Below are 26,171 nucleotides of genomic sequence, written 5' to 3'. Positions count from 1 at the left end.
AATATGAACGCTATTCAAGCACAAGCCGTCCAGTTCCATCTTGGTAAATCACAGTCTTCTGAGCCTTTACTTAAATTTCCGACCGATGACGGTTCGCGTATTCCCTACGCTGTGTTCAGCTCACAAGCAGTGTATGAGCTAGAGCAAGAACGCATTTTCCGTGGCCCAACCTGGAGTTTTCTCGGGCTGGAAGCCGAAATCCCCAACCCCGGCGACTTTAAAAGCACGTTTGTTGGGGATACGCCGGTGGTGATGACCCGTACCAAAGAAGGCGGACTGGCCGCCTGGGTGAATCGCTGTGCGCACCGCGGCGCACAAGTCTGCCGTCAGGCGCGCGGCAATGCCAGTGAGCATACCTGTGTGTATCACCAATGGAGTTTTGACTGCGAGGGCAATTTGCAGGGCGTGCCGTTTCGCCGTGGGCAAAAAGGCATGTCTGGCATGCCCAAAGACTTTAACCCGAAAGAGCACGGTCTCAAGCAACTGCGGGTAGACAGTTATAAAGGCCTGGTGTTTGCCACCTTTAGCGACACGGTGGCGCCTTTGCCAGACTATATCGGGCCTGAAATGCGGCCGTGGATAGACCGTATTTTCCACAAGCCGATTGAGTATCTGGGCTGCACCCGTCAATACTCTAAATCTAACTGGAAGCTGTATCTGGAAAACGTCAAAGACCCTTATCACGCCAGTTTGCTGCACCTGTTTCATACCACCTTCAATATTTTCCGGGTTGGCATGAAGGCGCGTTCGATTCCCGATTCGACGCATGGTTTGCATAGCATCATCACCGCGACCAAAAACGAGGTGCAAACTGCTGACGCCTACAAGGCGCAGGCCATCCGTTCGTTTGATGAAGGCTTTCAGCTCAAGGATGACAGCCTGCTCGGGCAGATACAGGAGTATGAGGAACTGACCACCAATCACATCCAGCCGATTTTCCCGCAATTGGTGGTACAGCAAATCCACAATACGCTGGTGGCGCGGCAGTTGCTGGCCAAAGGCCCCAATAATTTCGAGCTGATTTTCCACTTTTTTGGCTATGTGGATGACACGCCGGAATTGCGCGCCATGCGGCTCAAACAGGCCAATCTAGTCGGTCCGGCGGGGTATATCTCGATGGAAGACACCGAAGCGACCGAGCTGGTACAACGTGGCACCGTGCGCGATGGTGATGCCTGCTCGGTGATTGAAATGAGCAAAGACCAACCCGACCAGCAGGACACGCTGATCACCGAAAGCCTGATCCGCCGCTTCTGGGTGGGCTATCAGCAACTGATGGGTTTTTAAGGAGGACAGCATGCAAGAATTACAAACCTGGTTTGAAGTGCAACAGTTACAGCAGGCCTATATTGCGGCGCTGGATAACGACCAATTGGAGCGCTGGCCACAGTTTTTTACCGAAGACTGCCACTACAGCATTGTGCCTAAAGAAAATTTCGATGCGGGTTTGCCCATAGGCATGATTTATTTTGACAACCGCAATATGCTTGAAGACCGCGTCACCTCCTTGCGCCATGCCAATATTTTTGAGAGCCACACCTACCGGCATATGACCTCAGGCCTGGTGTTGCAAGCCAACAATGGCGATGAAGTGCAGGCCGAGTCTAGCTATGTGGTGGTGCAAACGCTGCAAAATGGCGAATCGCAGGTGTATCAGACGGGCCGCTACATCGACCAGATTGTGCGGACTGACCAGGGTTGGCGCTTTAAAAAGCGGCAGGTGGTGTATGACACCTCACGTGTACAAACCTTGCTGGCGACGCCGATATGAGTACCGTTCATTTACACCGCTGGACAGACATAGGCGACGTCGAAGACTTTAGCGAGGATGAACCAGTTGCCGTTGAGGCAGGTGGCATGCAGCTGGCCATTTTCCGGCTAGAGGATCAGTTATTCGCCTTGCATGATTTGTGCACCCACGGCGTGGCGCGGCTATCTGAAGGCTATGTGGAAGATGGCTGTGTCGAGTGCCCTTTGCATCAAGGCTTGTTTGATATCCGTACCGGGGCCGCCAAATGCGCGCCGGTGACCGAGGCGGTGCGCAGCTTCCCGCTCAGGATACATGAGGGCCGCGTGCAGGTGGCTGTAGAGGCGGATGCCGCGCCAGCCACCGCCAAATCTGTGCCGCTGGAGGTGGTGTTGACCAGCATTGATAAAGTCGCGCCGGATGTAGCGCTGGTGGGCATGCAATTGCCTGCCGCACACCGCTTTGCTTACCAGCCCGGGCAATATATTGACATCCTGCTTGGCGACCAGCGCCGTAGCTATTCCCTGGCCCAAGTCACAGCCGATGCGCTGGAGTTGCATATCCGTCATCTGCCTGGTGGCTTGTTTACCGATCAGCTGTTTCATCAGCTCGCACCGGGCACGCCACTGACGATTGATGGTCCGCATGGGCAATTCACGCTGCAGGCAACGCAGAAGCCAAAAATCATGGTCGCGACCGGCACCGGCTTTGCCCCGGTCAAGGCCATGCTGGAGGCGCTGATTGCTGCAGGCAATACGGTTCCCGTGACGCTCTATTGGGGCGGACGCACTTTGCCGGATTTGTACCAGCATAGCCAATGCCTGGACCTGGCCACCCGCTACCCTTGGTTTAATTACGTGCCAGTATTGTCTGCCACCACAGCGACGTCCTGGCAGGGGCGGCAAGGCTATGTCACGGATGCGGTATTGCAAGACTGGCCAGACTTACAGCCATTTGAGGTCTATGCCTGCGGCTCGCCAGCGATGGTGGCCACTGCCAACCAGCGCTTTGTCGCACAAGGCCTGGCACCCACGGCATTTTTTGCCGATGCCTTCTATTCGCAAGCCGACCGTCGACAGGCCGCATAAACCACGTGTGTCGCGCTGATTAACCAGCCATTACGCTAGCTAAAAGCGCGACACACGGTGCCATCCGCAAGGCTTCAGCACATTGCGCTGTGATGCGCCCATCACCTGACTTAGGTCATCGTGGGACTTAGGTCTAGCCATGAGGTCTGATGATGGCTACTGCTCACTGAGCATCAATGCCCAGGCCCAAACCTGCGGCTGGCTGAAGGTGATTCGCCGAAGCGTTTTTTATAATCAATCGCAAACCGGCCCATGTGGTTAAATCCCCATTGCATGGCGATTTCAGTCACTGACAGGTGTGCCGTTTGTTCCGATAACAGCATCTCCCGCACGCGGTCCAGCCTGACTTGCCGCAGGTAATCCATCGGGCTCAAGCCCCGGTAGCGCTGAAAGCCCGCGAACAAGGTGCGGGCACTGACCCCGGCAACCGCCGCCAGCGATTCTATGGTCATGCTATCGGCGGTATGGGCATGAATATAGTCTTCTACCCGCTTGATGTAGAACGGCGCAATATTGGTAATCGGGGCTTTCATACACAGATTGTGAGGTTGGCCATACAGCAGGGCATTAAACAGGGTGGACTCAAACTGCTCAAACACGATGGGTTCGCTTAACTGCGGAAACGGGCTCTGCATATTGTCCGCCAGCATGCTCACCAGCCTTAAAAAATACTGTCCGGCGGCGGTTTGCAGTTGCAAGTCAGGATGAAACTCCAGCGGTTTTTCTAACTGCTGCAGCCCTAAGTGCTGGGCACAGTGTTTGTCGAGGCGGGCGCGTTCTATGCGCAAAATAACATCGGCGCTGCCCGCCTCCCATTCAATTTCCAGCGGTAAGGTCGGTGACACCAGCGAAGCATTGTCTGGCGTAGACAAGAAGCGGTGATTGCCGCAGCGGATGGTGGAACTGCCATTCATCGGGATATGCACCAGAAAAAAATCATTCAACCGGTCGGGGTCTATCACCACTTCATGCTGATACTGCAAGCGGTTTAAAGACAAGGCGCCTTGTCGCACATGATGCATGCTGGCAATGCCATGCTCGCGGTGGTCGCGGATTTTCAGGCGGTGAGGCTTGAAAATATCGCCTACGGTCTGTTGTACTTCATCCATGTCCGACGAACAAAACAGCCGATTATCGTCATTAAATAATGTCGTTTCCAGCTGAGCAATCAGGGCCGACACACGGTGGTCCGTGCGGCTGGATTGGTCCAGTCTGCTTTGCTCCAATATAGTGCTGCCTAACACAGTCATGGTGCGCCTCTCTCTTCCCTCAGGCCTGAGGATCTGCAGTATCCGGATAGTAGCTGCACTTTTTGGATAACATCAGCTATCTATCTGGATTAAAAAGAAATTTTTACTGTTATAGGTCTTAAAGATAGCAAGATGCATACCACCCCAATGACGCAGGGGCATAGAAAAAAGCCAGGCGTGCAATTGCAGGCCTGGCTGGTTAAGCAGGAAGATAAAATCAGGATTTCAGCTGTTTTAACAGTGGAATCAGGTAGCGGCCCGTGTAGCTAGCACTGTTTTCTGCCAGTGTTTCCGGCGTACCGACACCGACCACCACGCCTCCGCCATCGCCGCCTTCAGGACCCATGTCGATCAGCCAGTCAGCAGTTTTGATCACATCCAGATTGTGTTCGATGATGACCACGGTATTGCCCGCGTCTCGCAACCGGTGAATCACGTCCAGCAATAACTGGATATCGGCAAAGTGTAAACCGGTGGTCGGTTCATCTAGGATATACAGCGTGCGGCCGGTGTCGCGTTTGCTGAGTTCCAGCGCCAGTTTGACCCGTTGGGCCTCACCGCCAGACAGCGTGGTGGCTGATTGTCCCAGCGTGATATAGCCAAGGCCCACGTCGAGCAAAGTTTTCAGTTTGCGCTCGATCACCGGTTGCGCATTAAAAAACTGGTGCGCTTGCTCCACTGTCATGGCCAGTACTTCGTGGATATTTTTACCCTTGAACTGGATTTCCAGCGTTTCGCGGTTATAGCGCTGGCCTTTGCAGACATCGCAAGGCACATACACATCCGGTAAAAAGTGCATTTCCACGCGGATCACACCATCGCCCTGGCAGGCTTCGCAACGGCCGCCCTTGACGTTAAACGAGTAGCGGCCTGGCCCATAGCCGCGTGCGCGGCTTTCCGGCACGCTGGCAAACAAGTCTCGGATCGGCGTAAACAAGCCAGTATACGTCGCTGGGTTGGAGCGCGGTGTGCGGCCAATCGGGCTTTGGTCAACATCGACCACCTTGTCAAAAAATTCCAGGCCTTCAATACTTTGGTGCGGGGCAGGCTCAGTGCTGCTGCCATACAGGTGTGCGGCGACCACGCGGTAAAGCGTGTCATTGATCAGCGTCGATTTTCCGCTGCCGGAAACGCCCGTGACGCAAGTCAGCAGGCCGACCGGAATCTCAATACTGACGTCTTTGAGATTGTTCCCGCTGGCGCCATTGAGCTTGATCATGCGCTTGGGGTCTGGCTGTGTGCGTGGCAGCTTGAAGGTAATCTGTTTTTTGCCGCTGATATATTGCCCGGTCAATGAGTTGGGGTCGGCTTCAATCTGGGCCGGCGTGCCAATCGACACAATATTGCCGCCATGTTCACCCGCGCCAGGGCCAATGTCGACAATAAAATCTGCCAGCTGAATGGCATCCTGGTCATGTTCGACAACAATCACGCTGTTGCCAATGTCACGCAGGCGCTTGAGGGTTTCCAGCAGTCGGTCATTATCGCGCTGGTGCAAGCCGATGGAGGGCTCATCGAGCACATACATGACACCAGTCAGGCCGCTGCCAATTTGTGAGGCCAGGCGGATACGTTGTGCTTCGCCACCAGACAGGGTTTCTGCCGAGCGCGACAGCGACAAGTAATCCAGGCCGACATTGGTTAAAAACTTGAGGCGGCTTTCGATCTCTTTAACAATTTTGTCGGCAATTGCCAGTTTTTGCCCGCTCAGTTGTAGTGTCTCAAAGAAATTCAGCGCTTGCTTGAGCGGCACTTCGCAAATCTGGTGAATGTTTCTGTCGCCGACCTTGACGTGGCGTGCCTCTTTGCGCAAACGAGTGCCGCCACAATCCGGGCAGGCAGTCGCATTGATATATTTTGCCAGCTCATCGCGCACCGCGGTCGAGTCACTCTCGCGGTAACGGCGTTGCAGGTTATTGATAATGCCTTCAAAGGTATGCGACTTGCTAAAGAAGGTGCCTCGCTCATTGAGGTATTTAAAGGCGATTTGCTCGCGGCCAGAGCCATACAGCAGAATTTGCTGGGTCTCTTCCGGTAGCGTCTCAAACGGTGCTTCCAAGTCAAAGTCATAATGCTGGCTCAAGCTGGCCAGCATCTGAAAGTAAAACTGGTTACGTTTGTCCCAGCCTTTAATCGCGCCACTGGCCAGCGATAAATGCGGGAAAGCCACCACGCGCTTTGGATCAAAAAACGTGACCTGACCGAGGCCATCACACTTGGGGCAAGCGCCCATCGGGTTGTTAAAGCTGAATAAACGCGGCTCGAGTTCGGCCAGTGAGTAGTCACATACCGGGCAAGAGAATTTGGCCGAGAACAGATGCTCTTTTTCGCTATCCATCTCCAGCGCCACTGCTTTGCCATCTGCCAACCGCAAGGCGGTTTCAAAGGATTCAGCAATCCGTTGCTTCATGTCTTCGCGCACTTTAAGCCGGTCGACGACCACGTCCACACTGTGCTTGGTAGTTTTTGCCAACTGCGGCAGGCTATCCATTTCGTAGATCTTGCCATCAATGCGCAAGCGCACAAAACCTTGGGCCTTGAGCGTATCAAACAAATCAAGCTGCTCGCCTTTACGGTTAGAGACCACGGGCGCCAAAATCATCAGCTTGGTGTCTTCTGGCAACTTGAGCACACTGTCCACCATCTGGCTCACGGTTTGCGCCTCAAGCTTGATGCCATGGTCGGGGCACTCAGGATCCCCGGCACGTGCATACAGCAAACGCAGGTAATCGTGGATTTCAGTGACGGTGCCGACGGTGGAACGTGGGTTGTGCGAAGTGGATTTTTGTTCGATGGAGATGGCTGGCGATAAGCCCTCGATCAAATCGACGTCCGGTTTATCCATGCGTGCCAAAAACTGGCGTGCATACGCGGATAAACTTTCGACGTAGCGGCGCTGTCCCTCTGCATACAAGGTATCAAAAGCCAGTGAAGATTTTCCTGAGCCTGACAGGCCAGTGACCACAACCAGCTGGTTGCGCGGAATATCCAGATTGATGTTCTTGAGATTATGGGTGCGCGCCCCGCGAATTTTGATAAATTCCATGATACTTTCACGAACAGACAGCCAACCTGATAATATACGCAATTATTTGAAATTAAGCCAAGTTTTCTTAAAAGATTCATGCAGTTCTCCGAAAAAATGACCCAGATAGAAACCCGCGCCACCGCGGCCCTTGCCTCTATCTATGGGCTACGTATGCTGGGCATGTTTTTAATCCTGCCTATTTTTGCCATCTATGCCGAAACCTTGCAAGGCGGCGACAACCATACCTTGATCGGTCTCGCACTCGGCGCTTATGGCTTCATGCAAGTGATTTTCCAGTTACCGTTTGGCATCGCTTCTGACCGTTTCGGCCGCAAAAAACTGATCTATCTCGGTTTAGTCATGTTTGCCATTGGCAGTGTGTTTGCCGCGACTGCCGCAGATATTTACATGGTGATTGTCGGGCGCGCCATTCAGGGCGCAGGCGCGATTTCTGCCGTGGTGACTGCGCTGGTGGCCGATTCTACCCGCGAAGAACACCGCACGCAGGCCATGGCCATGATAGGCGCCACGATAGGCGTGACCTTTGCGGTATCACTGGTGGCCGGGCCTATCCTCAATCAGTGGATAGGCGTGCCAGGGATTTTTTGGCTCACCGCCGTGCTGTCCATCCTCGCCATTGGCGTCGTCAAATTTGCCGTGCCTGAGCCCTTGCATGGGCACTTTCACTCGGATGCGCAAGCCGTCCCCGCCAAAATTGGTGAGGTATTACGCGATACGCAATTATTGCGTTTGAACTTTGGCACCTTTTGCCTCCATGGCGCCCAAATGGCCATGTTCATGGTGGTGCCGTTTGCCATCAAGCACAGCACCGGCATGAACGAAAATTCTCACTGGAAAATTTATTTACCAGTGCTGCTGATTTCATTCGTCTTAATGGTGCCCGCAATTATTTATGCCGAGAAAAAAGCCAAGCTCAAACCGGTGTTTATCAGCGCCGTCGGCCTCATGCTGGTCACGCAAATCGCCTTTATGTTCAGCCTCAACAGCTTATGGGGCATTGTCGCCACACTGTTCTCCTATTTTGTGGCGTTTAATATCCTTGAGGCCTCGTTACCGTCACTCATCTCCAAAATGGCACCCGTGGCTGCCAAAGGCACCGCCATGGGCGTGCACAACACCGCACAATCTTTTGGCATGTTTTTAGGCGCAGCCCTCGGTGGCTGGCTCTCACACACCTATGGCAGCAGCACCGTGTTTGTCTTCTGTGCCATCCTCATGCTGATCTGGTTTGGCCTGGCGCTCGGCATGCAAGCCCCGCCCAGCGTCAAAACCAAAATGTTCCATCTGCAAGCAGGGTATAATGACGAGCAAGCCGCCAAGCTGGTGCAAGATATCCGTGCGATGGACGGCGTCTATGAAGTCGTCGCCATTCCCTCAGAAACCATGCTCATGGTAAAGTTGGAAAATCAGCGCAGCAAAGCATTTCAGGCGGCATTGTCGCAAGCAATCATGAATCGAATAGGGGAGTCGTAACACCATGGCATCAGTCAACAAAGTGATTTTGATGGGCAATCTCGGGCGTGACCCTGAAGTGCGCTACATGCCAAACGGTGAGGCCGTGGCTAACTTCAGTATCGCCACCACCGAAAACTGGAAAGACAAATCCGGCGTGCGCCAGGAAAAAACCGAATGGCACAACATCGTCATGTACCGCCGTTTGGCCGAAATCGCCGGTGAGTACCTGAAAAAAGGCCGCCCGGTGTATATTGAGGGCCGCCTGCAAACCCGTAAATGGGAAAAAGATGGCGTCACCCGCTACAGCACCGAAATCGTCGCCGACCAGATGCAAATGCTAGGCACTGGCCGTGAAGGCGGCAGCGCCTCCTATGACGGCGGTGAGATGGATCAAGGCGGCGGCATGGACGACTACAACCAGGCCCCACCACGCCAACAGCAACCTGCTATGGGCAGCGGTAACGCCGCTGGTGGTGCAAACCGCAATGCCTTCCAGCCTGCTAGCAAGCCCGCTGGCAATTTTGACGACTTTGATGACGATATTCCGTTCTGAGACTCACAATAAGTAATACTGTAGAGTAAAAGATAGAAAAGCCCTGTTTTTACAGGGCTTTATTACTCTTAGAAGTACTACTGCTTCAACTGTTGTAGATATAGATATGCTATTGCAATTTTACATTATCATGCATGAGCGAGTAATCTATTCAATTACTGTAAGATCATCACATAATAGTAACTTTTTAAAAGCTACTTAAATAAAAAATTAGGTAAGTTCGTCGAAGAAAATTGGAAGCATTGATTATTTTGGAAGTATATGTGGCCCTCCCTTTTTATTCTGACAATAAACCTTGAAACGCTTATAAGCGTCTTAATTTTATTGTGTTGGCAAAGTTTATATATTTAATAAGAACAAAAGTCAAAACAATGTGTTAAAGGGGTAGTACATGAAGGAGCGACTGACAGGGAGATTCATTAGCCTTGGCGATCTCTATGTAGCTTATCGTAAGGCTAAGGTTGAGGCTTACTATGAAAATACTCATTTCCATGCCCTTGCATTTACTGAGTATGAGCAAAGTCTTCATGAAAATCTTACTAAACTTCATCAAAACCTGCTAACTACTGGTTTTGCCTGGGCATCAGAGCTGAGCTTCATAGGCGACTTTGCATATCTGCCAAAATCTATCGATTCATCAATATGGGACAGTGAGGCTGATGGACATTTTAGAGCACTCGATCCTATGACTGACTGGGAGCAGAGGTTTCACGAATCCAATGTTCGAGTACCTGCCAAATTACGATTAATCATCCGCCCGACAGTCGATTTTCAGATTGTTTCCGCGCTGTGGATAATGAAAGTTGGACACCTGTTCGACGGGGTAATTAATCCTAAAGTGTCGTATGGGAATCAATTGCGCCGTTCATATGGCCAGTTTGGTGATTCGAGGGTTAAACAACCAGCATTGAATTTGACGGCAACCGGACTATTTTCTCCTTATTTTTCAGCTTATCGTACCTGGCGCGAAAATGGTTTATCAGCAATGGAGTCTTCTTTGGAGGCTGGGAAAAACATTTTGGCAATCACTATGGATATTGAACAGTTTTATCATCGTGTATCGCCTAAGTTTCTTCTAAGAGATAGATTTTTAAAATCCATAAAGTTGAAGCTTTCTCGACAAGAAATCTTGTTTACAGAAGCGCTTTTGATTGCCATCGACACTTGGTATAGATCAACTCCAGATTATGTTGAAAGGCCAGAAGGTGGGATACCGGTAGGGCTTTCAGCTTCAAAGATTATCGCAAATGTCTTGCTAGCAAATTTCGACAATGATGTCGTCGATCTCCTGAAGCCTCTCTATTACGGTCGATACGTCGACGATATATTTCTTGTTTTTGAAAATTCTGAGTCGTTGACAACAGCAAAACAGGTAACTAAAAAATTAGCAGATGCTTTACAGCCAGGATTGATTTTAGAAAGTAATGGAACAAATGCTCCATCCTTGCAGCTTAACCTACCCTATGCAAAGGACTCAAAACTTCTTTTTGTCGGGAAAAAGCAGAAGATATTTGCACTATCGTCTGCGCATGGTCTCGACCTGATACAACATATTCGAGAAAATATTCGTATTCAATCGAGCGAGTATCGCTTGCTTCCTGCTGTACCAACAACAGGAGTTAGAATGGCATCTAAGGCGTTGCTTGCAACCCCTGAGGCCAATTTACAGGTGGATGCACTTAGAAAGGCAGACGTAGTATCGGTAAAGCGGTTAGGGGTATCTCTATTACTCCGAGACTTGGAAGCCTTCTCCGATGATCTACGCCCAGAGTCATGGAGTGATGTACGCAAAGAATTTTACGATCTAATTAAAAGACATGTCTTAACGCCGACAGGTTTTTTTGATTTTTTCGGTTATCTGCCGAGAGTTTTTGGGTTGATGCTCGCCAGCGGAGATCTTAACGAAGCTACTCAACTTGTTAACTGTCTTGTAGGTGTTTCAAAATTAGTCGAAAACACTACTACTGTTGGCGAAGCTAATCAATTGTCTAAATTTAAGTTGTGCTTGGGACAGTATGCGCGTGCGTTTATCCAGACCGGCTTGCAGGCAGCGACTGAGCGTTCATTAGACCTAAATAATCGTTATCTGAATGTGTTACATAGATTGAGATTATTGGATGCTGGTATTAAGATTCCATCCACTTTGCCCCGACTTAAGACATGTGTCCATCAGATTCTTTTGGCCGATTGGGGGCGTCGCCCATATAAAGATTATTGGTATCTAAGCCAAGAAAATGACGAGAAAGGTCCGGCAATTCCTCGTCAGATGGAAATTAGGCGAAAGATCAGGCTTGGTGGTATCCGTCGTTTTCGACGGATGTTAACCAACCTTAAGTCTCCTCATTGGCCTGCTCTTGCTTTCCCAACTCGTCCTCTACGTATTGATGAAATTGCGCTGGTTGCCCCAAGTGTCTTGTCTGATCCGATCTTATTTAAACAAGCAATACTTGTTTTACGTGGTGCAAGAGTAGCATCTAATTCATTTTTAGGTATTGCACCAGAATTCCCATCGGATGATGGACCTGTAACATTTATAGTCCCTAGGCAATCATCGAATTTAGTTCGCACAGCAATTACCAGTTTTGAAACAACTGAGCAGCAGTGGGAAAATGCTGCAAAAGGAAATCACGATCGCTCATTAGCACGATATGTAAATCTCAACGGTTTAATAAACCGGATTCTTCGAGAGTCTAAGAAGCCTGATTACATTGTTTTTCCGGAGCTAAGTATTCCACTGAGATGGGCCTTGAGGGTAGCGAGAAAATTGGCAACAAATGGAGTGTCGCTGTTGGCTGGGGTGGAATATCACTTAGATCGGACTACAGGAAAGCTGCGTAATGATAGCTTGATCTCGTTAGTTACAAATTGGCCTGGATACAATAGCCACATTCCTAGGTTACAGCCTAAGTTCTTTCCTGCTCATGGTGAAAAAGCCGGCTTAGACAAATTAAAGCTCGGAAAGCGTGGTCGGTTTTTTGAGCCCTCAGGTCTATATTCAAAGCCTACGCTTTACGTGCATGGAGGATTTTGCTTTTCAGTTCTGATCTGCAGTGACTTGACCAATATCGAGCATAGACATCGGCTTCGTGGGAAAATTGATGCGTTGTTTGCTTTGGAGTGGAATTCTGATACTAAGACGTTTGCCTCTCTGGTAGAGGCAACAGCCGGTGATTTACATGCATATGTTGCACAAGTAAACAACCGAATTTATGGCGATAGCCGTCTCAGGGCTCCTGCTGTAAAAGATTATTTGCGTGATGTAGTTCAGGTTAAGGGGGGAGTCAGTGATTATTACGTTTTGGGCGAGATCGATCACCTTTCATTACGAAGAGAACAGTCACGACATTCTAAGAAGTGCAAATTCAAACCGGTCCCAATAGGATACGAAATTTCGCATCTCCGAAAACAGGGAAAGTAGTTCCGCTTTATTCAACGTTTGCTTGATTTGACTTTATTGGGGCAATGCAAATCTTGTTGACCAAAAAGCAAAGGGACAACTCAATTGAGCAGCTTTTTCAATAAAACTCAAGGCCATTCTTTAAATGGCCACAAATTTATATTAATTCATTCAATAGGTTAGGAAGCTCTAAGGATTATTATTGTGATAGAGATCGTTCTGATCGACACAATAATGAATGGTGTTGATTGAAATTAGATAATGCCCTGTTTTTACAGGGCCTTTTTATTTTTCCAAACCTAAGAATATTCCAGAAGGGCAAAAGAATCATTGGTTTCGCACGAGCCCCGTGACTCTTTATCCTAATTGGGAGGATGCCAAACTTAATCGGTTGTGGAGCGTATTTAATCTCTTGAAAGAGCGTAATGGCGATTTACAGCAAAAGGTAAAATTGTTTTAGGCAAGAATTTCATAAATTTATACTTGATTCGGGGTTTAAATTAATTCACTCTTGAGTTATTCGTGAATTAATTTATTTCAATGAATAATCGTATTTCATAATAAAAATCACAAGTAGTCGTAGGTTTTCAAGGAAGGAGCCATAGATGGCAACCCTGAATATTAATGGCATCACCCACCAAGTGGATGCACCCGCTGATATGCCGCTTCTTTGGGTGATCAGAGACATCATCGGTTTAACCGGAACCAAGTTTGGATGTGGTATCGCGCAGTGTGGCGCGTGTACGGTGCATGTGGATGGGCAGGCAACACGTTCCTGTGTATTACCCATTTCGGCCGTGGCCGGTAAAAAGGTCACCACCATAGAGGCGGTAGGGGAAACTCCCGCAGGTCAGGCTGTGCAAAAAGCCTGGCTAGATCTGGAGGTGATGCAGTGTGGTTATTGTCAGTCGGGCCAGATCATGTCTGCCTGCGCGCTGCTTGACCAGCACCCTCATCCGAATGACGCGCAAATTGATGCCGCCATGGCCGGCAATATTTGCCGCTGCGGCACTTATCCACGTATACGCGCCGCTATCAAGGTGGCTGCTAAGGAAGGGGTCTAGTTATGTCACAAGGGCTTATCCAGGGCTTGGCCGACAAATATACGGTTTCCAATCCTCCGCGACGTGATTTTCTTAAAATTGCCGCGACGGTGAGTGCGACGACTGCTGGCGGGATGCTGCTGAGTATCAGTTTGCCTGCATTGAGCCAAAGCAAGCAAACTCAGCCTTATAGCGAGCTGGAAACCGGTAAGGATGTGCTCGCCCCGAATGGATTCATCAAGATTGATACCAAGGGTGAAGTCACCATGATCATGCCCAAGGTGGAAATGGGGCAGGGGGTTTATACGTCCATTCCCATGTTGTTGGCAGAAGAGTTGGAGGTTGATCTCCCCTCTGTGAAACTGGAACATGCCCCCCCGAATGAAAAGCTGTATGCCGATGCGCTGCTCGGAGCGCAGGTGACCGGGGGGTCAACGTCCATCCGTGCGTTATGGGAGCCCATGCGCCAGGCCGGTGCGGTGTGTCGGTCATTACTGATTGCCGCGGCTGCACAGCAATGGAAAGTAGCCGAATCTGCCTGTTATGCAAAATCTGGCGTGGTTTACCACGATGCCTCCGGACGAACACTGGGTTACGGGGAGTTGGTCAAAGTGGCCAGCACCCTGCCTGTGCCCAAGCAAGTCGCTCTCAAAGACCCTAAAGACTTCAAACTCATTGGCACCGCTGCCAAGCGATTAGATACGCCTGATAAAGTAAATGGCCTGGCCAAGTTTGGTATTGATGCACACCCCGACAATGTGAAGTTTGCAGTGATCGCTACCAGTCCTGTATTCGGCGGGACGCTGGCAAGTGTAGATGACCGCCGCGCCTTGAAAATGCCAGGTGTGCTGCAAGTGGTCAAGGTAGATAATGCGGTCGCTGTGATCGCCACGAATACTTGGGCCGCCAAGCGCGGCTTGGGCGCACTGGATATTCAATGGCATGAGGGGAAAAGCACTGCGGTAAAAACCAGTGATTTGGTGAATGATCTGCGAGAGGCATCCAAGAAACCGGGGGCCGTGGCTAAAAAGCAAGGTAATGCCACCAGTGCCTACAAAAAGGCGGATAAAACGCTGAGTGTAGAGTATGAGCAACCCTTTTTAGCACATGCGACGATGGAGCCCATGAATTGCACTGTGGAGGTGAGCGCTTCTGGCTGTGATCTCTGGGTAGGGACGCAAATTCCGACGTTTGCCCAGGGCATGGCGGCCAAAACACTCAACATTCCGGTTGAAAAAGTCAGGTTGCATAATTTCCTCATCGGCGGTGGTTTTGGCAGACGACTGGAGTTTGATGGGGTCGTGCAGGCGGTCAAAATTGCCAAACAGGTAAAGGGCCCGGTCAAGGTCATTTGGACGCGGGAAGAGGATATTCAACATGATATGTTCCGCCCCTATTACTTTGACCGAATCTCAGCAGGATTGGATGCTAACGGCAAGCCGGTCGCGTGGTCACACCGTATCGTTGGCTCCTCCATCATGGCGCGCTTTGCGCCCCCGTTAGTCAAAAACGGGGTAGACCCGGATGCAGTGGAAGTGTCGGCAGAGCCGCCATATGATTTGCCGAACCTGTATGTGGATTATGTACGGGTAGAGCCGCGGGATGTACCCACCGCGTTTTGGCGGGGGGTTGGGCCCACACGCGGTACTTTTGTCGTCGAGAGTTTTATCGATGAACTGGCGCATTTGGCGAAAGTGGATCCGGTGAAATACCGTTTGGATCTGCTCGGTAAAACGCCTAGATTGAAAAATGCCTTGCAACTTGCGGTCAGCAAGAGTGGTTGGGGCAAGCCATTAGCAAAAGGCCAAGGTCGCGGCGTCTCCGTGATGCATGCTTTCGGTAGTTTCTTGGCCATGGTGGTCGATGTCACCGTCAATGATCAGGGAGAGGTTAAAGTCGACCGCGTCGTCTCTGCTGTCGATTCTGGCATGACCGTGAATCCAGATACCGTGATTGCGCAAATTCAAGGGGGCGTTATTTTTGGCCTGACGGCGGTGCTATATAACGAAATCACCATTGAGCATGGGCGTGTACAGCAAACTAACTTTAATGATTACCGTATGCTGCGTATCAATGAAGCGCCAGCTATTGATGTCCACCTGATTAAAAGCGCTGAGGCGCCGGGGGGGATTGGTGAGCCGGGTACTGCGGCGATTGGGGCTGCTTTGGCAAATGCCGTGTTCTCAGCGACTGGCAAACGGATTCGCAAGCTACCTATCGGGCATCAACTAAAAGCATAAGGAGCCACCATGAACATGGCCTCAGGTTTGATGAAATTAGGTTTCGCAGTCGTCACCTTTACATTTTCGGTGAGTGTGTTTGCCGTCAATCCGGCAGAGATCAAAAAAGGGGCGTATCTTGCGCGGGTAGGCGATTGCATCTCTTGTCACACGGCTCCTCATGGCAAAGCCTTTGCCGGCGGGCTGCCCATGCTGACGCCAGTGGGCGCGATTTATACGACGAACATTACGCCTGATGCTGAGACAGGCATCGGCAAATATACCGAGTCCGACTTTGCCAAAGCACTACGGCGCGGGGTGGCAAAAGATGGTCATCATCTTTATCCGGCCATGCCATATCCTTCTTATGCCAAAGTCAGTGATGCCGACATTCATGCCCTCTACGTGTATTTCATGCACGGCGTGAAACCGGTGCGCCAAGCAAACCGGGCGAATGAGATTCCCTGGCCATTGAATTACAGGTTCCCTTTGGCCATTTGGAATAGCCTGTTTTTAGATAAGCATGGTTACCAAGCGGATGCCTCAAAAGATGCCAGCTGGAATCGTGGTGCTTATTTGGTTCAGGGGCTGGGGCATTGTGGTGCTTGCCATACGCCACGCGGTTTTGCCTATCAGGAAAAAGGGCTGACGCATGCCTCAGATCAATTTTTAAGCGGAGAAACCCTGGAGGGATGGTCTGCCACCAATTTACGGGGGGACCATAATACCGGGTTAGGCAGATGGTCTGAGGCGGATATTCTTGTGTACCTGAAATCAGGTGCTAATCAGCATAGCTCTGCTTTCGGCACCATGACTACGGTCATTAATAACAGTACTGAAGGCATGTCTATCCAGGATTTAACGGGCATTGCTAGCTACTTAAAAACAATAAAAGGGACAAACGATAAAGGTCAAACGACTTATCAATATCATCCTGCGGCGACACTCGCCCAATTTAAAGCATTGACAAACTACCCAGGCGCCAGGCTTTATCAGCAATATTGTGCAGCTTGCCATGGACAAGATGGTAAAGGGGTTGCCCCTTATTTATCACCGCTTGCGGGTAACCCGGCTGTGATGGATCCAGATCCCTCCTCACTCATTAATGTCATTTTGAATGGCTCGCCTCAGCTAAAACCGCAAGGGGTGGCAGCACCCTTCAATATGCCAAAGTTCAGAGATACCTTGAATGATACTGAGGTGGCGCAGTTAGTCAGTTTTATGCAGTCCGCCTGGAATCATCATCTTAAACCGACGAGTGCGAAGGCCGTTGCAGACATTCGAAAACTGCCCGCTTCGGCACATGAGTGACTGTGGCATTTATCCATCGCTTGATTGCGAATGGGGCCTTTTGCCACAGATAAAATGCATGATTGTTGCTGAGAAAGATTTGTCAGCGGTTTTTTAATGACAAACATACAGTATTGAATGTCGAGAGGATTGACAACCGTTACAAACTTTGATGAACTTGTCGCCTATTGTTAAGTACCATTATAAAAGGCAAACCTGCTGAAAAGCAGGGACGCAAAGCTTCCGGTCTAAAAGCAGTTGCTGATGACAGCGGGGCTACCATTTACCGCAAGGGTTAATGTATCAAGTTCTTTCAAGTAGTGTGTTGTGTGGGCTGGGCCTATGCCGTCTTGGCAAAGCATGTGTGTTGTTCCGCCCGTAGAGGGTGTCCGCCGATGAGGGCTTTATGATCGACCACTTATTAAAGAGAGATGACTTGCTTGCACTGCCTCTGTCGCAGTCGTTTGTGGTGGATTGGCAATGGTCAATTGGATGACAGGCGCGCCTCATGCCACACTTTAAAAACACTCCTCTACAACTGAGACTGGTTGCCAAACTGTTTAAAGGCGAGCTTTTCCAGTTTGCCCAAGACCCGCATCAATTGCGCGTGAAGCTGTTGCTGGCGATCGGTGCCTGGGCTTCCATCATCCTAGGGGGGGCTTGGAGCGTCTACTATCTATGGCAGGGCAAATGGCTGTTAATGGCCTTTAACTTTTCCCTGGTGATATTGAGCATTCTTGTGGTGGCCATGATCAATGCGGGCCAGGATCGCCTGGCAGCTATTTCTATGGCGCATGGCTTGGCGGTGGTCATTTCCGCCATTTGTGTTTTCGATGTTCCATTGCCCGGCGTGGTCCGCTCGGTGCATATGTATTATCTGCCGATTGCCGCAGGGGCATCGCTGGTGTTCCGTAAAGAGGGCATTTATCTGCGTGTTATTTTTCCGTTGGTAATGCTATTGGGGTGTTTGATTTTCGGCTCCTCTGACATCGGCATTACGCAGGCGTCTTTGATTGCAAACCCAGAAATCAGGGCGGTGGGGGCATGGATGAATAATCTGGCCGCCTTAGGCGTTTTAGGGATTGCCTTGATTGTGATGCAGTCTGATATCACTTTGCGTAGCGGGCTGTATGCGGATATGCGTGAAGCACTCGCCAAAGGGCATTTCTGTTTGCATTACCAGCCGCAGGTGGATGCGCAAGGCCACATTTTTGGCGCTGAAGCTTTGTTGCGCTGGCAGCATCCTGAGCGGGGCATGATCCCGCCTGGCGTGTTTATCACCGCCGCGGAAGAAACCGGCCTGATTTTGCCAATTGGTAATTGGGTATTAAAAGAAGCCTGTGCGCAGTTGGTGAAATGGTCTGAGCATCCGCATTTATCCCACTTGAGTATTGCGGTGAATGTGAGTACTTCGCAGCTGCGCCAACCTGATTTTGTGCAAGAGGTGCAAGAGATTGTGACGCGCAGCGGCGCCAATCCCGGCCAGATTAAACTGGAGCTCACCGAGAGCATGCTGGCAAACGAGGTAGACGATACGGTCCAGAAAATGCGCGCATTGCAGGCGTTTGGCATGAGTTGGTCGCTGGATGATTTTGGCACCGGATACTCCTCATTAACCTACTTGAAGCACCTGCCATTTGAGCAATTAAAAATTGATCAATCCTTTGTGCGCGACTTGCTGAATAATGAAAGTGACCAGGCGATTGTCGATACGCTAGTCAATCTGGGTAAGCATCTGAAAATGACCCTGATCGCCGAGGGGGTAGAAACGATAGAACAGCTCGAATACCTGCACAGCAAGGACTGTATGAAATACCAGGGGTATTTTTTCAGCAAACCTTTACCTGTACAGGCCTTTGAACAATTACCTTCGCCGCTGCTTTCGCCAGTGGCGCACACAACTTCAGGCCTGTTCTGACGCGAGCAAATCTTCTATCCCTGCAGTACGTTTGCCTACCGCTGAAAGCAAAAAGGAAAATCTCCCAAGACCCATCCGAGACCGGTTGATTAAACTGACGTGTTTAGTTTACGGTGAAAGGGCCTGCATGCTTTTAAGTGCTCCATTCTTCAGGGCTGCCTGCTTCAAGGTTTTTGTTTGGGTAATCAGCTTGTGGGCAATCCTGCATATCACACAGGCAGAAGCGCGCGCCGTAAAAAATGCGGCGCCTTCTTCGGTTGTGCGCGCTGAGCTCAGCCCCAAGCAAGCCATGAGTGACCATACCGATGACTTGCGGGCATTGATGTTGCAGCTGTATACCGAACATCCAGACGAGTTGGCAAAAAGCACACAGGTCGGGCCGCGTGAAATGACCGAATGGGTATTTGATGGCAAAGCCAACTGGAAGTTTGAGGCCATCCGCCGCATGCAGGGCATGGCTGCGATAGACCTGGCCTTCGATGAGGCGTTTGCTGGTGACCGCATTCTGGCGTTGGTGGTGGGGATAGAAACCTTGCTGTTTGAAGGCTATGGCAGTCAAAATGAGTTTGAAATCCCGCCCCAACGCGACCCCCAAAAACTGCAGCAGTTGCAGCAACAGCTTAAGGCATTGCAGGCACGCCTGCAACGCGAGCCACTGCCGCCTTTGCTACAACAACCTGCCGTGCGGGAGTCAGTCGAGGCTACGCTTAAGCAGCTATTGCAACGCTTGCCGGTTTAACTACGCACTCAGGGACAAAACTGACTTAAGGCACTAAACTTAACTAAGGCACTAAACTCAGGTGATGCCCCAGTCTATGCTTTTTGGTCGCCAGATAGTCGGCATTGGCTGGATTACTCGCGATCTCTAACGCGGTCACGGCATCCACCGCGATGCCCAGCCGGGTGAGGGCGCGTGACTTCTCTGGGTTGTTACTCAGTAACTCAATCGACTTCACCGCAAAATGCTGCAACATCGCCGCGGCGTCATCATATGCCCGCTGGTCTACCGGCAAACCCAAAGCCAGGTTTGCCGCTACCGTATCCAAGCCGGTGTCTTGCAAGCCATAGGCCTGCACCTTGTTGCTGATGCCGATGCCACGTCCTTCGTGCCCGCGCAGATACAGAATAATGCCATTGCCACGCGCTTGAATCAGTTGCTGCGCGCGTTTGAATTGCTCGCCGCAATCGCAACGCTGCGAGCCAAACACATCACCCGTCAGGCATTCGGAGTGCACGCGGGTGAGCACCCTGGATTGAGCGCTGACCTCCCCGAGCACCAGCGCGATTTGCTCCTGGCCACTCTGAGCATCGACAAACGCATGCAAACGATAATCCCCATATTCTGTGGGTAAGTGAGCGCTGGCTTTCCATTGTAAGCGACCCCTCTGCGAAGACAGGGTTTGCGCCAGTGCAAGATTATTTAAGGGCATTGATCGCTCCCATTTTAATTAGCTTGGCGCGCAACACATTGCGGCTCAAGCCCAGCAGCTTGGCGGTTTGTACCTGGTTGTGGTGGCAATGCTGATAAGCCGCGCGCACCAGCGTGTCCTCCACATAGTCATACAGCTCGGCTTTGCCTGATTCAAACAATTGCAGCAGTGAGGCCTCCAGCGAATCAACCTCTGTTTCGTGTGGCAACGCCTGCAATGCAGCTTTAGGACGGTGTAGTGAAATTGAGGACAAATGCAAATCCTCACTGCGCACGACATTGTTGCGGCAAATCAGCAATGAGTGATGAATCACATTTTCCAGTTCGCGGATATTGCCTGGCCAACTGTGCTGCAATAATTTTTGTTTGGCCGAGTCATCAAGACGGATACTGGCATAGCCCAGCCGCCGGGTATATTCGGCTACAAAATAATCCGCCAGCGGCAAGATATCGCCGGGGCGGTTGCGTAGGGTAGGCAGTTCCAGATGGGCAACGCGCAGGCGGTAGAACAAATCTTCCCTGAAATTTCCTGCCAGCACCGCTTCTTCGAGGCGCACATTGGTTGCGGCAATCAGCCGCACATCAATCGGGGTCGGTTTGCGTGCACCGAGCCGCACCACTTCCCGCTCTTGTAGCACACGTAACAGTTTCACCTGGATGCTCAGCGGTAAATCACCAATTTCGTCTAAAAACAGCGTGCCGCCATTGGCTTCTTCAAACCAGCCTGCTTTGGCAGTCACTGCACCGGTAAAGGCGCCTTTTTCATGACCGAACAATTCACTTTCGACCAGCGTTTCTGAGAATGCGCCGCAATTCACGGCGACAAACGGTCTGGATTTACGGTAGCTCAAGGCATGCACATGGCGGGCAATCAGTTCTTTACCCGTGCCGGTCTCGCCGATGATCAAAACATTGGCATCACTGGGGGCAATTTGCTTGATGCGATTGAGCAAGGCAATCGACTTCGGATCTTCAAACACCTGGGCGGTAGCCCGAATCGAAGTCGACATGGCCCGCGAGTTAGGCATGGTTAACAGCCGCTGTTGCTCAAACTGCGTATCGTATTCAGTCTCGTAAAAATCGTTTGCTAGTAAATTTGCCATCGTGAGGCTCTCACTGTTTTTCCACTGGGTTAAGCCTGGATACAGTAATCCAGACAGAAATTTCGTGCCAATAAGTAATGGCGCTATTCATATTCCTTAAAGTTATAAATAAATATTTCATTAGAAATAATGCTTTGATTGTTTGATTGAATTAGCAGAATGCATGCCAATCAGGCCGCAGTCACACTACAGCTGATAGGGCGTTGAGGATGGCAAAAATAAATGTCATCAAATCATAGGGTTAACAAAAAGAGGTTTCCGGTTGTGCATGGGTACCTGAGACATCTGTATGCCTCTGCTTCACAACGGCCTGCTGCAATTGATGCATGGGTGCTGCAAAATCAGCAACCCTGCTGCGCCAGTTGCTGATTTTGCAGCACCCAAAAAAATAATTTTTTTAAGTGATTGAATTAAAAGATTTTTATTTGTGGCATGGACTTTGCACTTTTCAAGCTGTTATTTCTGATGAATGGGTTGTAAAGGGCTGTCGATGCAAATATTCTGGTTTTTACCCACGCATGGCGATCAACGGTATCTTGGCAGTAGCCAGGGCGCCAGACCGGCCACGTTTTCTTATCTGAAGCAGATTGCTCAGGCGGCGGACCGGCTGGGTTATGGCGGTGTGCTGGTGCCATCTGGCCGCTCTTGCGAAGATGCCTGGGTGATTTCTTCGGCGCTGATCAATGAAACCAGCCAGCTTAAGTTTTTAGTTGCCACACGGCCTGGGTTTATTTCACCGGTGGTATCGGCACGCATGGCCTCCACACTGGATCGCATTTCAGGCGGGCGGCTGCTGATTAATGTGGTGGCGGGCGGTGACCCGGCCGAACAGCAAGCCGAGGGCAGCTTTCTCGATCATGATGCACGCTATGCGGAGGCTGAGGAGTTCTTGTCTATCTGGCGCTCGGTACTGAGCGAGCAGCGCGTGGATTTTGAAGGCGAATATTTAAGTGTGAAAGGCGCCAGCTTACCGACCGGTAGCCTGCAGAAACCTTACCCACCGTTGTTTATCGGTGGCGCTTCCGAGGCCGCCATCAAACTCAGCAGCGAGCATATTGATGTGCATTTAACTTGGGGTGAACCACCGACAGCGGTGGCTGAAAAAATCAAGGTGATCCGCGCGGCGGCTGCAGCCAAAGGTCGGCAGATCCGGTTTGGTATCCGCTTGCACGTGATTGTGCGTGAAACCAGCGAGCAAGCCTGGCAAGCGGCAGAGACGCTCATTTCGCAGGTCACCGATGACACGATTGCAGCAGCACAGGCCGCAGTGGCCAACTTTGATTCTGTGGCACAAAAACGCATGACGGCTTTGCATCATGGCCGTCGTGACCAGCTCGAAGTCTCGCCGAATCTGTGGGCCGGTGTCGGCTTGGTGCGTGGTGGCGCGGGGACGGCGCTGGTGGGTAATCCGCAAGAGGTGGCTGACCGCATTAAAGAGTATCAGGCACTCGGCATTGATTACTTTATTTTCTCAGGCTACCCGCATCTGGAGGAGGCTTACCGTGTCGCTGAATTATTGTTCCCGCTTTTGCCGCTACAGCAGCACGCTCCGCAGGAAGTCAGTATCACCACCAACCTCACCGGCCCGTTTGGCGCAGCCCAATCTGTTAAGCATGCTGCGTAGGGGGGGAGATGACTTTGGCTCTGAATTTACGCCAGCCCGCCGCTGAGGCGGAGCACGGCATTGTTTTTCACGGTACCCCGCAACAGCGTGCAGAACAGCTTTGCGACTATCTGGCACTCACTGCGGTTGAGCGCGATGTCGCAGGAGGGACGCCCTACCTGCAGCGCCAGGCGGTGCGTGATAGTGGCTTACTCAGCTTGTGGATTCCGCAACAGGCTGGGGGCTTGGGCGCTAGCTGGACACAGACTTTCCGCATCATCCGCCAGATTGCCCGCGTCGACAGCTCAATTGCACAGGTGTTTGCGTTCCAGTTTTTGATGCTGGCTTCCATCCGTTTATATGGCAGCGAGACGCAATGGCAGCATTATTTCAAGCTCACTGCGCAACAGCACCTTTGGTGGGGTAATGCCCTCAATCCGCTGGACCAGCGCACGGTAGCACGCAAGATAGACGGCGGTTATGTGTTTCACGGGCAAAAAAGCTTTTGCTCCGGTTCCATGGATTCTGACTTCTTAATCGTTTCCGCGATTGAAGAGGGCAGCGGCAAATTTCTGGTGGCCGCAGTGCCAACCAGTCGGGCAGGCATCGCGCTCAAGGGTGATTGGGACAACATTGGCCAGCGCCAGACCGACAGTGGTAGCGCCGAATTTCACCAGTTGCATGTGGAAGACCATGAGTTGCTGATGCAGCCAGGGCCGCTCAGTTCGCCGTTTGCCAGTTTGCGTTCGTTGGTGGCCCAGCTGATTTTTACCAATATCTACCTGGGCATTGCTGAAGGCGCCCTGGCCGAAGGTGCGAACTACACACGTGGCAGCAGCCGGGTCTGGGCTGGCTCGTTGGCGACCTCTGTATATGAGGATCCGTATACCTTGTTGCATTACGGCGAGTTTTGGGCAGGCCTACATGCGTCATCGGTGTTGGCTGATCATGCTGCAACTTTGCTTGATGCCGCCTGGCAGAAAGGCTTGGCACTGGAGGATGCACAGCGCGGAGAGGTGGCGCTGGCCGTATTCTCGGCCAAAGTGCAGGCCACCCGCGCCGGGCTGGATGTGACCACGCGTATTTTTGAAGTGGCTGGTGCCCGCGCCACCACCGCCAAACTGCGCATGGACCGGTTCTGGCGTAATTTGCGCGTCTATACCCTGCATGACCCGGTGGATTACAAATTCAAAGAATTGGGTGATTGGGCGCTGAATGGGCAGTATCCCACCCCCAGCTTTTACTCATAGGAAACACATGAGCTATGGCTGAGCCGTGCGCCTTGGCCCTCATCCTGCTCGCTTATTGCTGAAGTGTTTCCATCATTAAAGAATAGATATGAAACAAAAAATTATAGATTTACGTAACCGTCCTGCATTTTTGCATGACTTTTTTGGCGCCACGCCCAACACGCCCGCGTATGAAACGGCCAAATGGCTGAATCAGCGCGTGGGTTCACTGGAACCAGAGCATTTCCGCCGCTCCTACACCGTTGAAGGCTATTTGCAGGAAATAGACGACGCCGGTATCGACATTGCAGTGGTGGTCGGCCGTGAAACGCCAGACCTGACCATTGATGACCAGCAGATTGCAGACCTAGTCAAACATAGCAAAAAGTTGGTGGGGCTGGGCTCGGTGGATATTGAAAGCCGCGGTGTAGACAGCACCTTGGCCGCCATGGAAAAAGCCATCCATGATTACGGTTTTAAAGCCATCAATATCGAGCCGGGCTTTGGCAAGCCTGCGCGGCAAGTGGATGACCCGCTATTTGACCCGGTGTATGACGCTTGCCAACAATATGGTGTGCCGGTGTGCGTGATGTCCGGCCCAACCACGCCAGACCTCGACTATGCGCACCCGAATGCGGTGGCACGGCTGGCGCGCAAATACCCCAAGCTCAACATTATTTGTTTTCATGGCTATTACCCGTTTGTGAACGAGATTGTCGGTGCCGCCTTCCGTTATCCCAATCTGTACCTGGTGCCGGATATGTATATTTTCCAGCCTGGCGCCGAGCTGTATGTGCAGGCCGCCAACCAGTTTCTGGGCGACCAATTGCTGTTTGGCACCTCATATCCGTTCCGCCCTATGAAACAAACCATCGCTGATTTTGCGTCACTGGGCTTCAAAGATGCCGTGCTTGAAAAAGTGTTTTATCAAAATGCGGCCAGAGTGCTCAACCTCAGCCTGGCAGTGTGAGTAAAAGGAGTCTGTATGTTAGAAAAAAATCAACAATTTGATAGCGTTGCAAGCGCCATTCAAGCCATCGCCAACGGCGAGTTTGTCATCGTCGTCGATGATACTGACCGCGAAAACGAAGGCGATCTGATTATCGCCGCCGAAAAAATCACCACCGAAAAAATGGCCTTTCTGGTCAAACACAGTAGCGGCCTGGTCTGCGTCGGTATGCCCGCGCCACGGTTGCAAGCCCTGGATTTGCCACAAATGGTGACACACAACGCCGACCCGTTCCGCACCGCATTTACCGTGAGTGTGGATTACAAATATGGCACCACCAGTGGCATTTCAGCCGCTGACCGTGCCCTGACCCTGCGCAAGTTGGCCGACCCCAGCAGCCAGGCCGAAGATTTTCACCGCCCCGGCCATATCTTCCCGCTACGTGCCCGCCGTGGTGGCGTGCTCGAGCGGCCCGGCCATACCGAAGCCGCGCATGACCTTGCCGCCATGGCAGGTCTGCAGCCCGTCGGCGTCTTATGCGAAATCGTCAATGACGACGGCAGCATGGCCAGACGTCCAGATTTATTCAAATTTGCCCAAGTACATGGGCTTAAAATCATCACCATTGCCGATATGAAAGCCTATCGGGCGCGTGACCTCAATTATGCGCTGCCGGGCTTGCAGGCTATTCCACGCCAGCAAAGCCGGTTGTTAGATGCGGCGATGGTTTACAGTGGGTAAGGGTCTGCAGTGGTGAGTGGCATATGTGCAAGCATTGAGCCCAACCTGGTGTTGGGCTTTTTCATTGCTTAAATACGCAAAGTAACCGAGTGTGTTCACTAGATGGAA

The 26,171-nt window shown here is 51.3% G+C and carries 19 protein-coding genes and 1 riboswitch; of the genes, 15 read left to right on the top strand and 4 right to left on the bottom strand.

Translation table 11 applies throughout. From position 1 onward, the window contains the following. Nucleotides 1–3: 3 nt before the first annotated feature. Genes andAc through andAb form a run of 3 tightly spaced genes read left to right on the top strand, consistent with a single transcriptional unit; the run spans nucleotide 4 to nucleotide 2,835 of the window. On the top strand, nucleotides 4–1,287 hold the full coding sequence (gene andAc / locus ACIDF8_RS07945) for an anthranilate 1,2-dioxygenase large subunit AndAc (RefSeq protein ID WP_412010086.1): 1,284 nt from the start codon (nucleotides 4–6) through the stop codon (nucleotides 1,285–1,287). Between the two features lie 10 nt (nucleotides 1,288–1,297). Further along, nucleotides 1,298–1,771 (top strand): anthranilate 1,2-dioxygenase small subunit AndAd, encoded by a 474-nt coding sequence (gene andAd / locus ACIDF8_RS07940; protein WP_412010085.1) that lies wholly within the window; start codon nucleotides 1,298–1,300, stop codon nucleotides 1,769–1,771. Further along, a complete protein-coding gene (andAb, locus tag ACIDF8_RS07935) occupies nucleotides 1,768–2,835 on the top strand; it encodes an anthranilate 1,2-dioxygenase ferredoxin subunit AndAb (protein WP_412010084.1) in 1,068 nt (355 codons plus the stop codon). Before andAd ends, andAb begins: the two co-directional genes overlap by 4 nt. A gap of 173 nt (nucleotides 2,836–3,008) precedes the next feature. Here the strand turns inward: andAb and ACIDF8_RS07930 are convergent, their stop codons facing one another. Together ACIDF8_RS07930 and uvrA are read right to left on the bottom strand one after the other, a co-directional pair. Further along, nucleotides 3,009–4,085: an AraC family transcriptional regulator gene (locus ACIDF8_RS07930; protein WP_412010083.1), complete on the bottom strand. Its 1,077-nt coding sequence runs from the start codon at nucleotides 4,083–4,085 to the stop codon at nucleotides 3,009–3,011. Between the two features lie 217 nt (nucleotides 4,086–4,302). Further along, complete coding sequence (gene uvrA / locus ACIDF8_RS07925; RefSeq protein ID WP_412010082.1) at nucleotides 4,303–7,131, bottom strand: excinuclease ABC subunit UvrA; 2,829 nt, start codon at nucleotides 7,129–7,131, stop codon at nucleotides 4,303–4,305. A 78-nt stretch (nucleotides 7,132–7,209) separates the two neighbouring features. Here uvrA and ACIDF8_RS07920 point away from each other — a divergent pair, with 78 nt between their 5' ends. The 8 genes from ACIDF8_RS07920 to ACIDF8_RS07885 all read left to right on the top strand — a co-directional run bounded on the left by ACIDF8_RS07920 (nucleotide 7,210) and on the right by ACIDF8_RS07885 (nucleotide 19,748). Next, nucleotides 7,210–8,607 (top strand): MFS transporter, encoded by a 1,398-nt coding sequence (locus ACIDF8_RS07920; protein WP_412010081.1) that lies wholly within the window; start codon nucleotides 7,210–7,212, stop codon nucleotides 8,605–8,607. Between the two features lie 4 nt (nucleotides 8,608–8,611). Continuing rightward, nucleotides 8,612–9,142, top strand: a complete 531-nt coding sequence (gene ssb / locus ACIDF8_RS07915) for a single-stranded DNA-binding protein (protein WP_275357292.1) — start codon at nucleotides 8,612–8,614, stop codon at nucleotides 9,140–9,142. Between the two features lie 391 nt (nucleotides 9,143–9,533). Then, the gene (locus ACIDF8_RS07910; RefSeq protein ID WP_412010080.1) at nucleotides 9,534–12,560 is read left to right on the top strand and encodes an RNA-directed DNA polymerase; all 3,027 of its coding nucleotides are present in this window, start codon (nucleotides 9,534–9,536) and stop codon (nucleotides 12,558–12,560) included. 584 nt (nucleotides 12,561–13,144) lie between these two features. Next, nucleotides 13,145–13,603 carry a (2Fe-2S)-binding protein gene (locus ACIDF8_RS07905; protein ID WP_412010079.1) on the top strand — a complete coding sequence of 153 codons (459 nt, stop codon included), beginning with the start codon at nucleotides 13,145–13,147 and terminating at the stop codon, nucleotides 13,601–13,603. 2 nt (nucleotides 13,604–13,605) lie between these two features. After that, a complete protein-coding gene (locus ACIDF8_RS07900) occupies nucleotides 13,606–15,822 on the top strand; it encodes a xanthine dehydrogenase family protein molybdopterin-binding subunit (protein ID WP_412010078.1) in 2,217 nt (738 codons plus the stop codon). Between the two features lie 9 nt (nucleotides 15,823–15,831). Continuing rightward, nucleotides 15,832–17,112 carry a c-type cytochrome gene (locus ACIDF8_RS07895; protein ID WP_412010077.1) on the top strand — a complete coding sequence of 427 codons (1,281 nt, stop codon included), beginning with the start codon at nucleotides 15,832–15,834 and terminating at the stop codon, nucleotides 17,110–17,112. Between the two features lie 178 nt (nucleotides 17,113–17,290). Then, nucleotides 17,291–17,375, top strand: a riboswitch (cyclic di-GMP riboswitch). Between the two features lie 224 nt (nucleotides 17,376–17,599). Next, nucleotides 17,600–19,009, top strand: a complete 1,410-nt coding sequence (locus ACIDF8_RS07890; protein WP_412010076.1) for a putative bifunctional diguanylate cyclase/phosphodiesterase — start codon at nucleotides 17,600–17,602, stop codon at nucleotides 19,007–19,009. 127 nt (nucleotides 19,010–19,136) lie between these two features. Then, nucleotides 19,137–19,748, top strand: coding sequence for a hypothetical protein (locus ACIDF8_RS07885; protein ID WP_412010075.1), 612 nt, complete (start codon nucleotides 19,137–19,139; stop codon nucleotides 19,746–19,748). 43 nt (nucleotides 19,749–19,791) lie between these two features. On the opposite strand, the gene ribA is transcribed toward ACIDF8_RS07885, so the two are convergent. Both ribA and ACIDF8_RS07875 read right to left on the bottom strand, forming a co-directional pair. Further along, nucleotides 19,792–20,439 (bottom strand): GTP cyclohydrolase II, encoded by a 648-nt coding sequence (gene ribA / locus ACIDF8_RS07880; protein WP_412010074.1) that lies wholly within the window; start codon nucleotides 20,437–20,439, stop codon nucleotides 19,792–19,794. Further along, nucleotides 20,426–21,466 (bottom strand): sigma-54 interaction domain-containing protein, encoded by a 1,041-nt coding sequence (locus ACIDF8_RS07875; RefSeq protein WP_412010362.1) that lies wholly within the window; start codon nucleotides 21,464–21,466, stop codon nucleotides 20,426–20,428. Before ACIDF8_RS07875 ends, ribA begins: the two co-directional genes overlap by 14 nt. A 565-nt stretch (nucleotides 21,467–22,031) precedes the next feature. On the opposite strand from ACIDF8_RS07875, the gene ssuD reads away from it, so the two are divergent. The 4 genes from ssuD (at nucleotide 22,032) to ribB (ending at nucleotide 26,063) form a co-directional block, all read left to right on the top strand. Beyond that, the gene (gene ssuD / locus ACIDF8_RS07870; protein ID WP_412010073.1) at nucleotides 22,032–23,165 is read left to right on the top strand and encodes an FMNH2-dependent alkanesulfonate monooxygenase; all 1,134 of its coding nucleotides are present in this window, start codon (nucleotides 22,032–22,034) and stop codon (nucleotides 23,163–23,165) included. 8 nt (nucleotides 23,166–23,173) lie between these two features. After that, nucleotides 23,174–24,394, top strand: coding sequence for an acyl-CoA dehydrogenase family protein (locus ACIDF8_RS07865; RefSeq protein ID WP_412010072.1), 1,221 nt, complete (start codon nucleotides 23,174–23,176; stop codon nucleotides 24,392–24,394). Between the two features lie 88 nt (nucleotides 24,395–24,482). Then, nucleotides 24,483–25,343 (top strand): amidohydrolase family protein, encoded by an 861-nt coding sequence (locus ACIDF8_RS07860; protein WP_412010071.1) that lies wholly within the window; start codon nucleotides 24,483–24,485, stop codon nucleotides 25,341–25,343. Between the two features lie 15 nt (nucleotides 25,344–25,358). Beyond that, nucleotides 25,359–26,063 (top strand): 3,4-dihydroxy-2-butanone-4-phosphate synthase, encoded by a 705-nt coding sequence (ribB, locus tag ACIDF8_RS07855; protein WP_412010070.1) that lies wholly within the window; start codon nucleotides 25,359–25,361, stop codon nucleotides 26,061–26,063. Nucleotides 26,064–26,171 lie beyond the last annotated feature (108 nt).

It is taken from the genome of Methylophilus sp. 3sh_L (assembly GCF_046766015.1).
Taxonomy (GTDB): domain Bacteria; phylum Pseudomonadota; class Gammaproteobacteria; order Burkholderiales; family Methylophilaceae; genus Methylophilus.
The sequence above is the reverse complement of the archived record's forward strand: the minus strand, read 5'-3'. Positions and strand labels throughout refer to the sequence as shown.

Bases quoted from the DNA above. Each gene is read 5' to 3' on its own strand.
- andAc (WP_412010086.1), top strand. From the start codon at position 4: ATGAACGCTATTCAAGCACAAGCCGTCCAGTTCCATCTTGGTAAATCA.
- andAd (WP_412010085.1), top strand. From the start codon at position 1,298: ATGCAAGAATTACAAACCTGGTTTGAAGTGCAACAGTTACAGCAGGCC.
- andAb (WP_412010084.1), top strand. From the start codon at position 1,768: ATGAGTACCGTTCATTTACACCGCTGGACAGACATAGGCGACGTCGAA.
- ACIDF8_RS07930 (WP_412010083.1), bottom strand. From the start codon at position 4,085: ATGACTGTGTTAGGCAGCACTATATTGGAGCAAAGCAGACTGGACCAA.
- uvrA (WP_412010082.1), bottom strand. From the start codon at position 7,131: ATGGAATTTATCAAAATTCGCGGGGCGCGCACCCATAATCTCAAGAAC.
- ACIDF8_RS07920 (WP_412010081.1), top strand. From the start codon at position 7,210: ATGCAGTTCTCCGAAAAAATGACCCAGATAGAAACCCGCGCCACCGCG.
- ssb (WP_275357292.1), top strand. From the start codon at position 8,612: ATGGCATCAGTCAACAAAGTGATTTTGATGGGCAATCTCGGGCGTGAC.
- ACIDF8_RS07910 (WP_412010080.1), top strand. From the start codon at position 9,534: ATGAAGGAGCGACTGACAGGGAGATTCATTAGCCTTGGCGATCTCTAT.
- ACIDF8_RS07905 (WP_412010079.1), top strand. From the start codon at position 13,145: ATGGCAACCCTGAATATTAATGGCATCACCCACCAAGTGGATGCACCC.
- ACIDF8_RS07900 (WP_412010078.1), top strand. From the start codon at position 13,606: ATGTCACAAGGGCTTATCCAGGGCTTGGCCGACAAATATACGGTTTCC.
- ACIDF8_RS07895 (WP_412010077.1), top strand. From the start codon at position 15,832: ATGAACATGGCCTCAGGTTTGATGAAATTAGGTTTCGCAGTCGTCACC.
- ACIDF8_RS07890 (WP_412010076.1), top strand. From the start codon at position 17,600: ATGCCACACTTTAAAAACACTCCTCTACAACTGAGACTGGTTGCCAAA.
- ACIDF8_RS07885 (WP_412010075.1), top strand. From the start codon at position 19,137: ATGCTTTTAAGTGCTCCATTCTTCAGGGCTGCCTGCTTCAAGGTTTTT.
- ribA (WP_412010074.1), bottom strand. From the start codon at position 20,439: ATGCCCTTAAATAATCTTGCACTGGCGCAAACCCTGTCTTCGCAGAGG.
- ACIDF8_RS07875 (WP_412010362.1), bottom strand. From the start codon at position 21,466: ATGCCTAACTCGCGGGCCATGTCGACTTCGATTCGGGCTACCGCCCAG.
- ssuD (WP_412010073.1), top strand. From the start codon at position 22,032: ATGCAAATATTCTGGTTTTTACCCACGCATGGCGATCAACGGTATCTT.
- ACIDF8_RS07865 (WP_412010072.1), top strand. From the start codon at position 23,174: ATGACTTTGGCTCTGAATTTACGCCAGCCCGCCGCTGAGGCGGAGCAC.
- ACIDF8_RS07860 (WP_412010071.1), top strand. From the start codon at position 24,483: ATGAAACAAAAAATTATAGATTTACGTAACCGTCCTGCATTTTTGCAT.
- ribB (WP_412010070.1), top strand. From the start codon at position 25,359: ATGTTAGAAAAAAATCAACAATTTGATAGCGTTGCAAGCGCCATTCAA.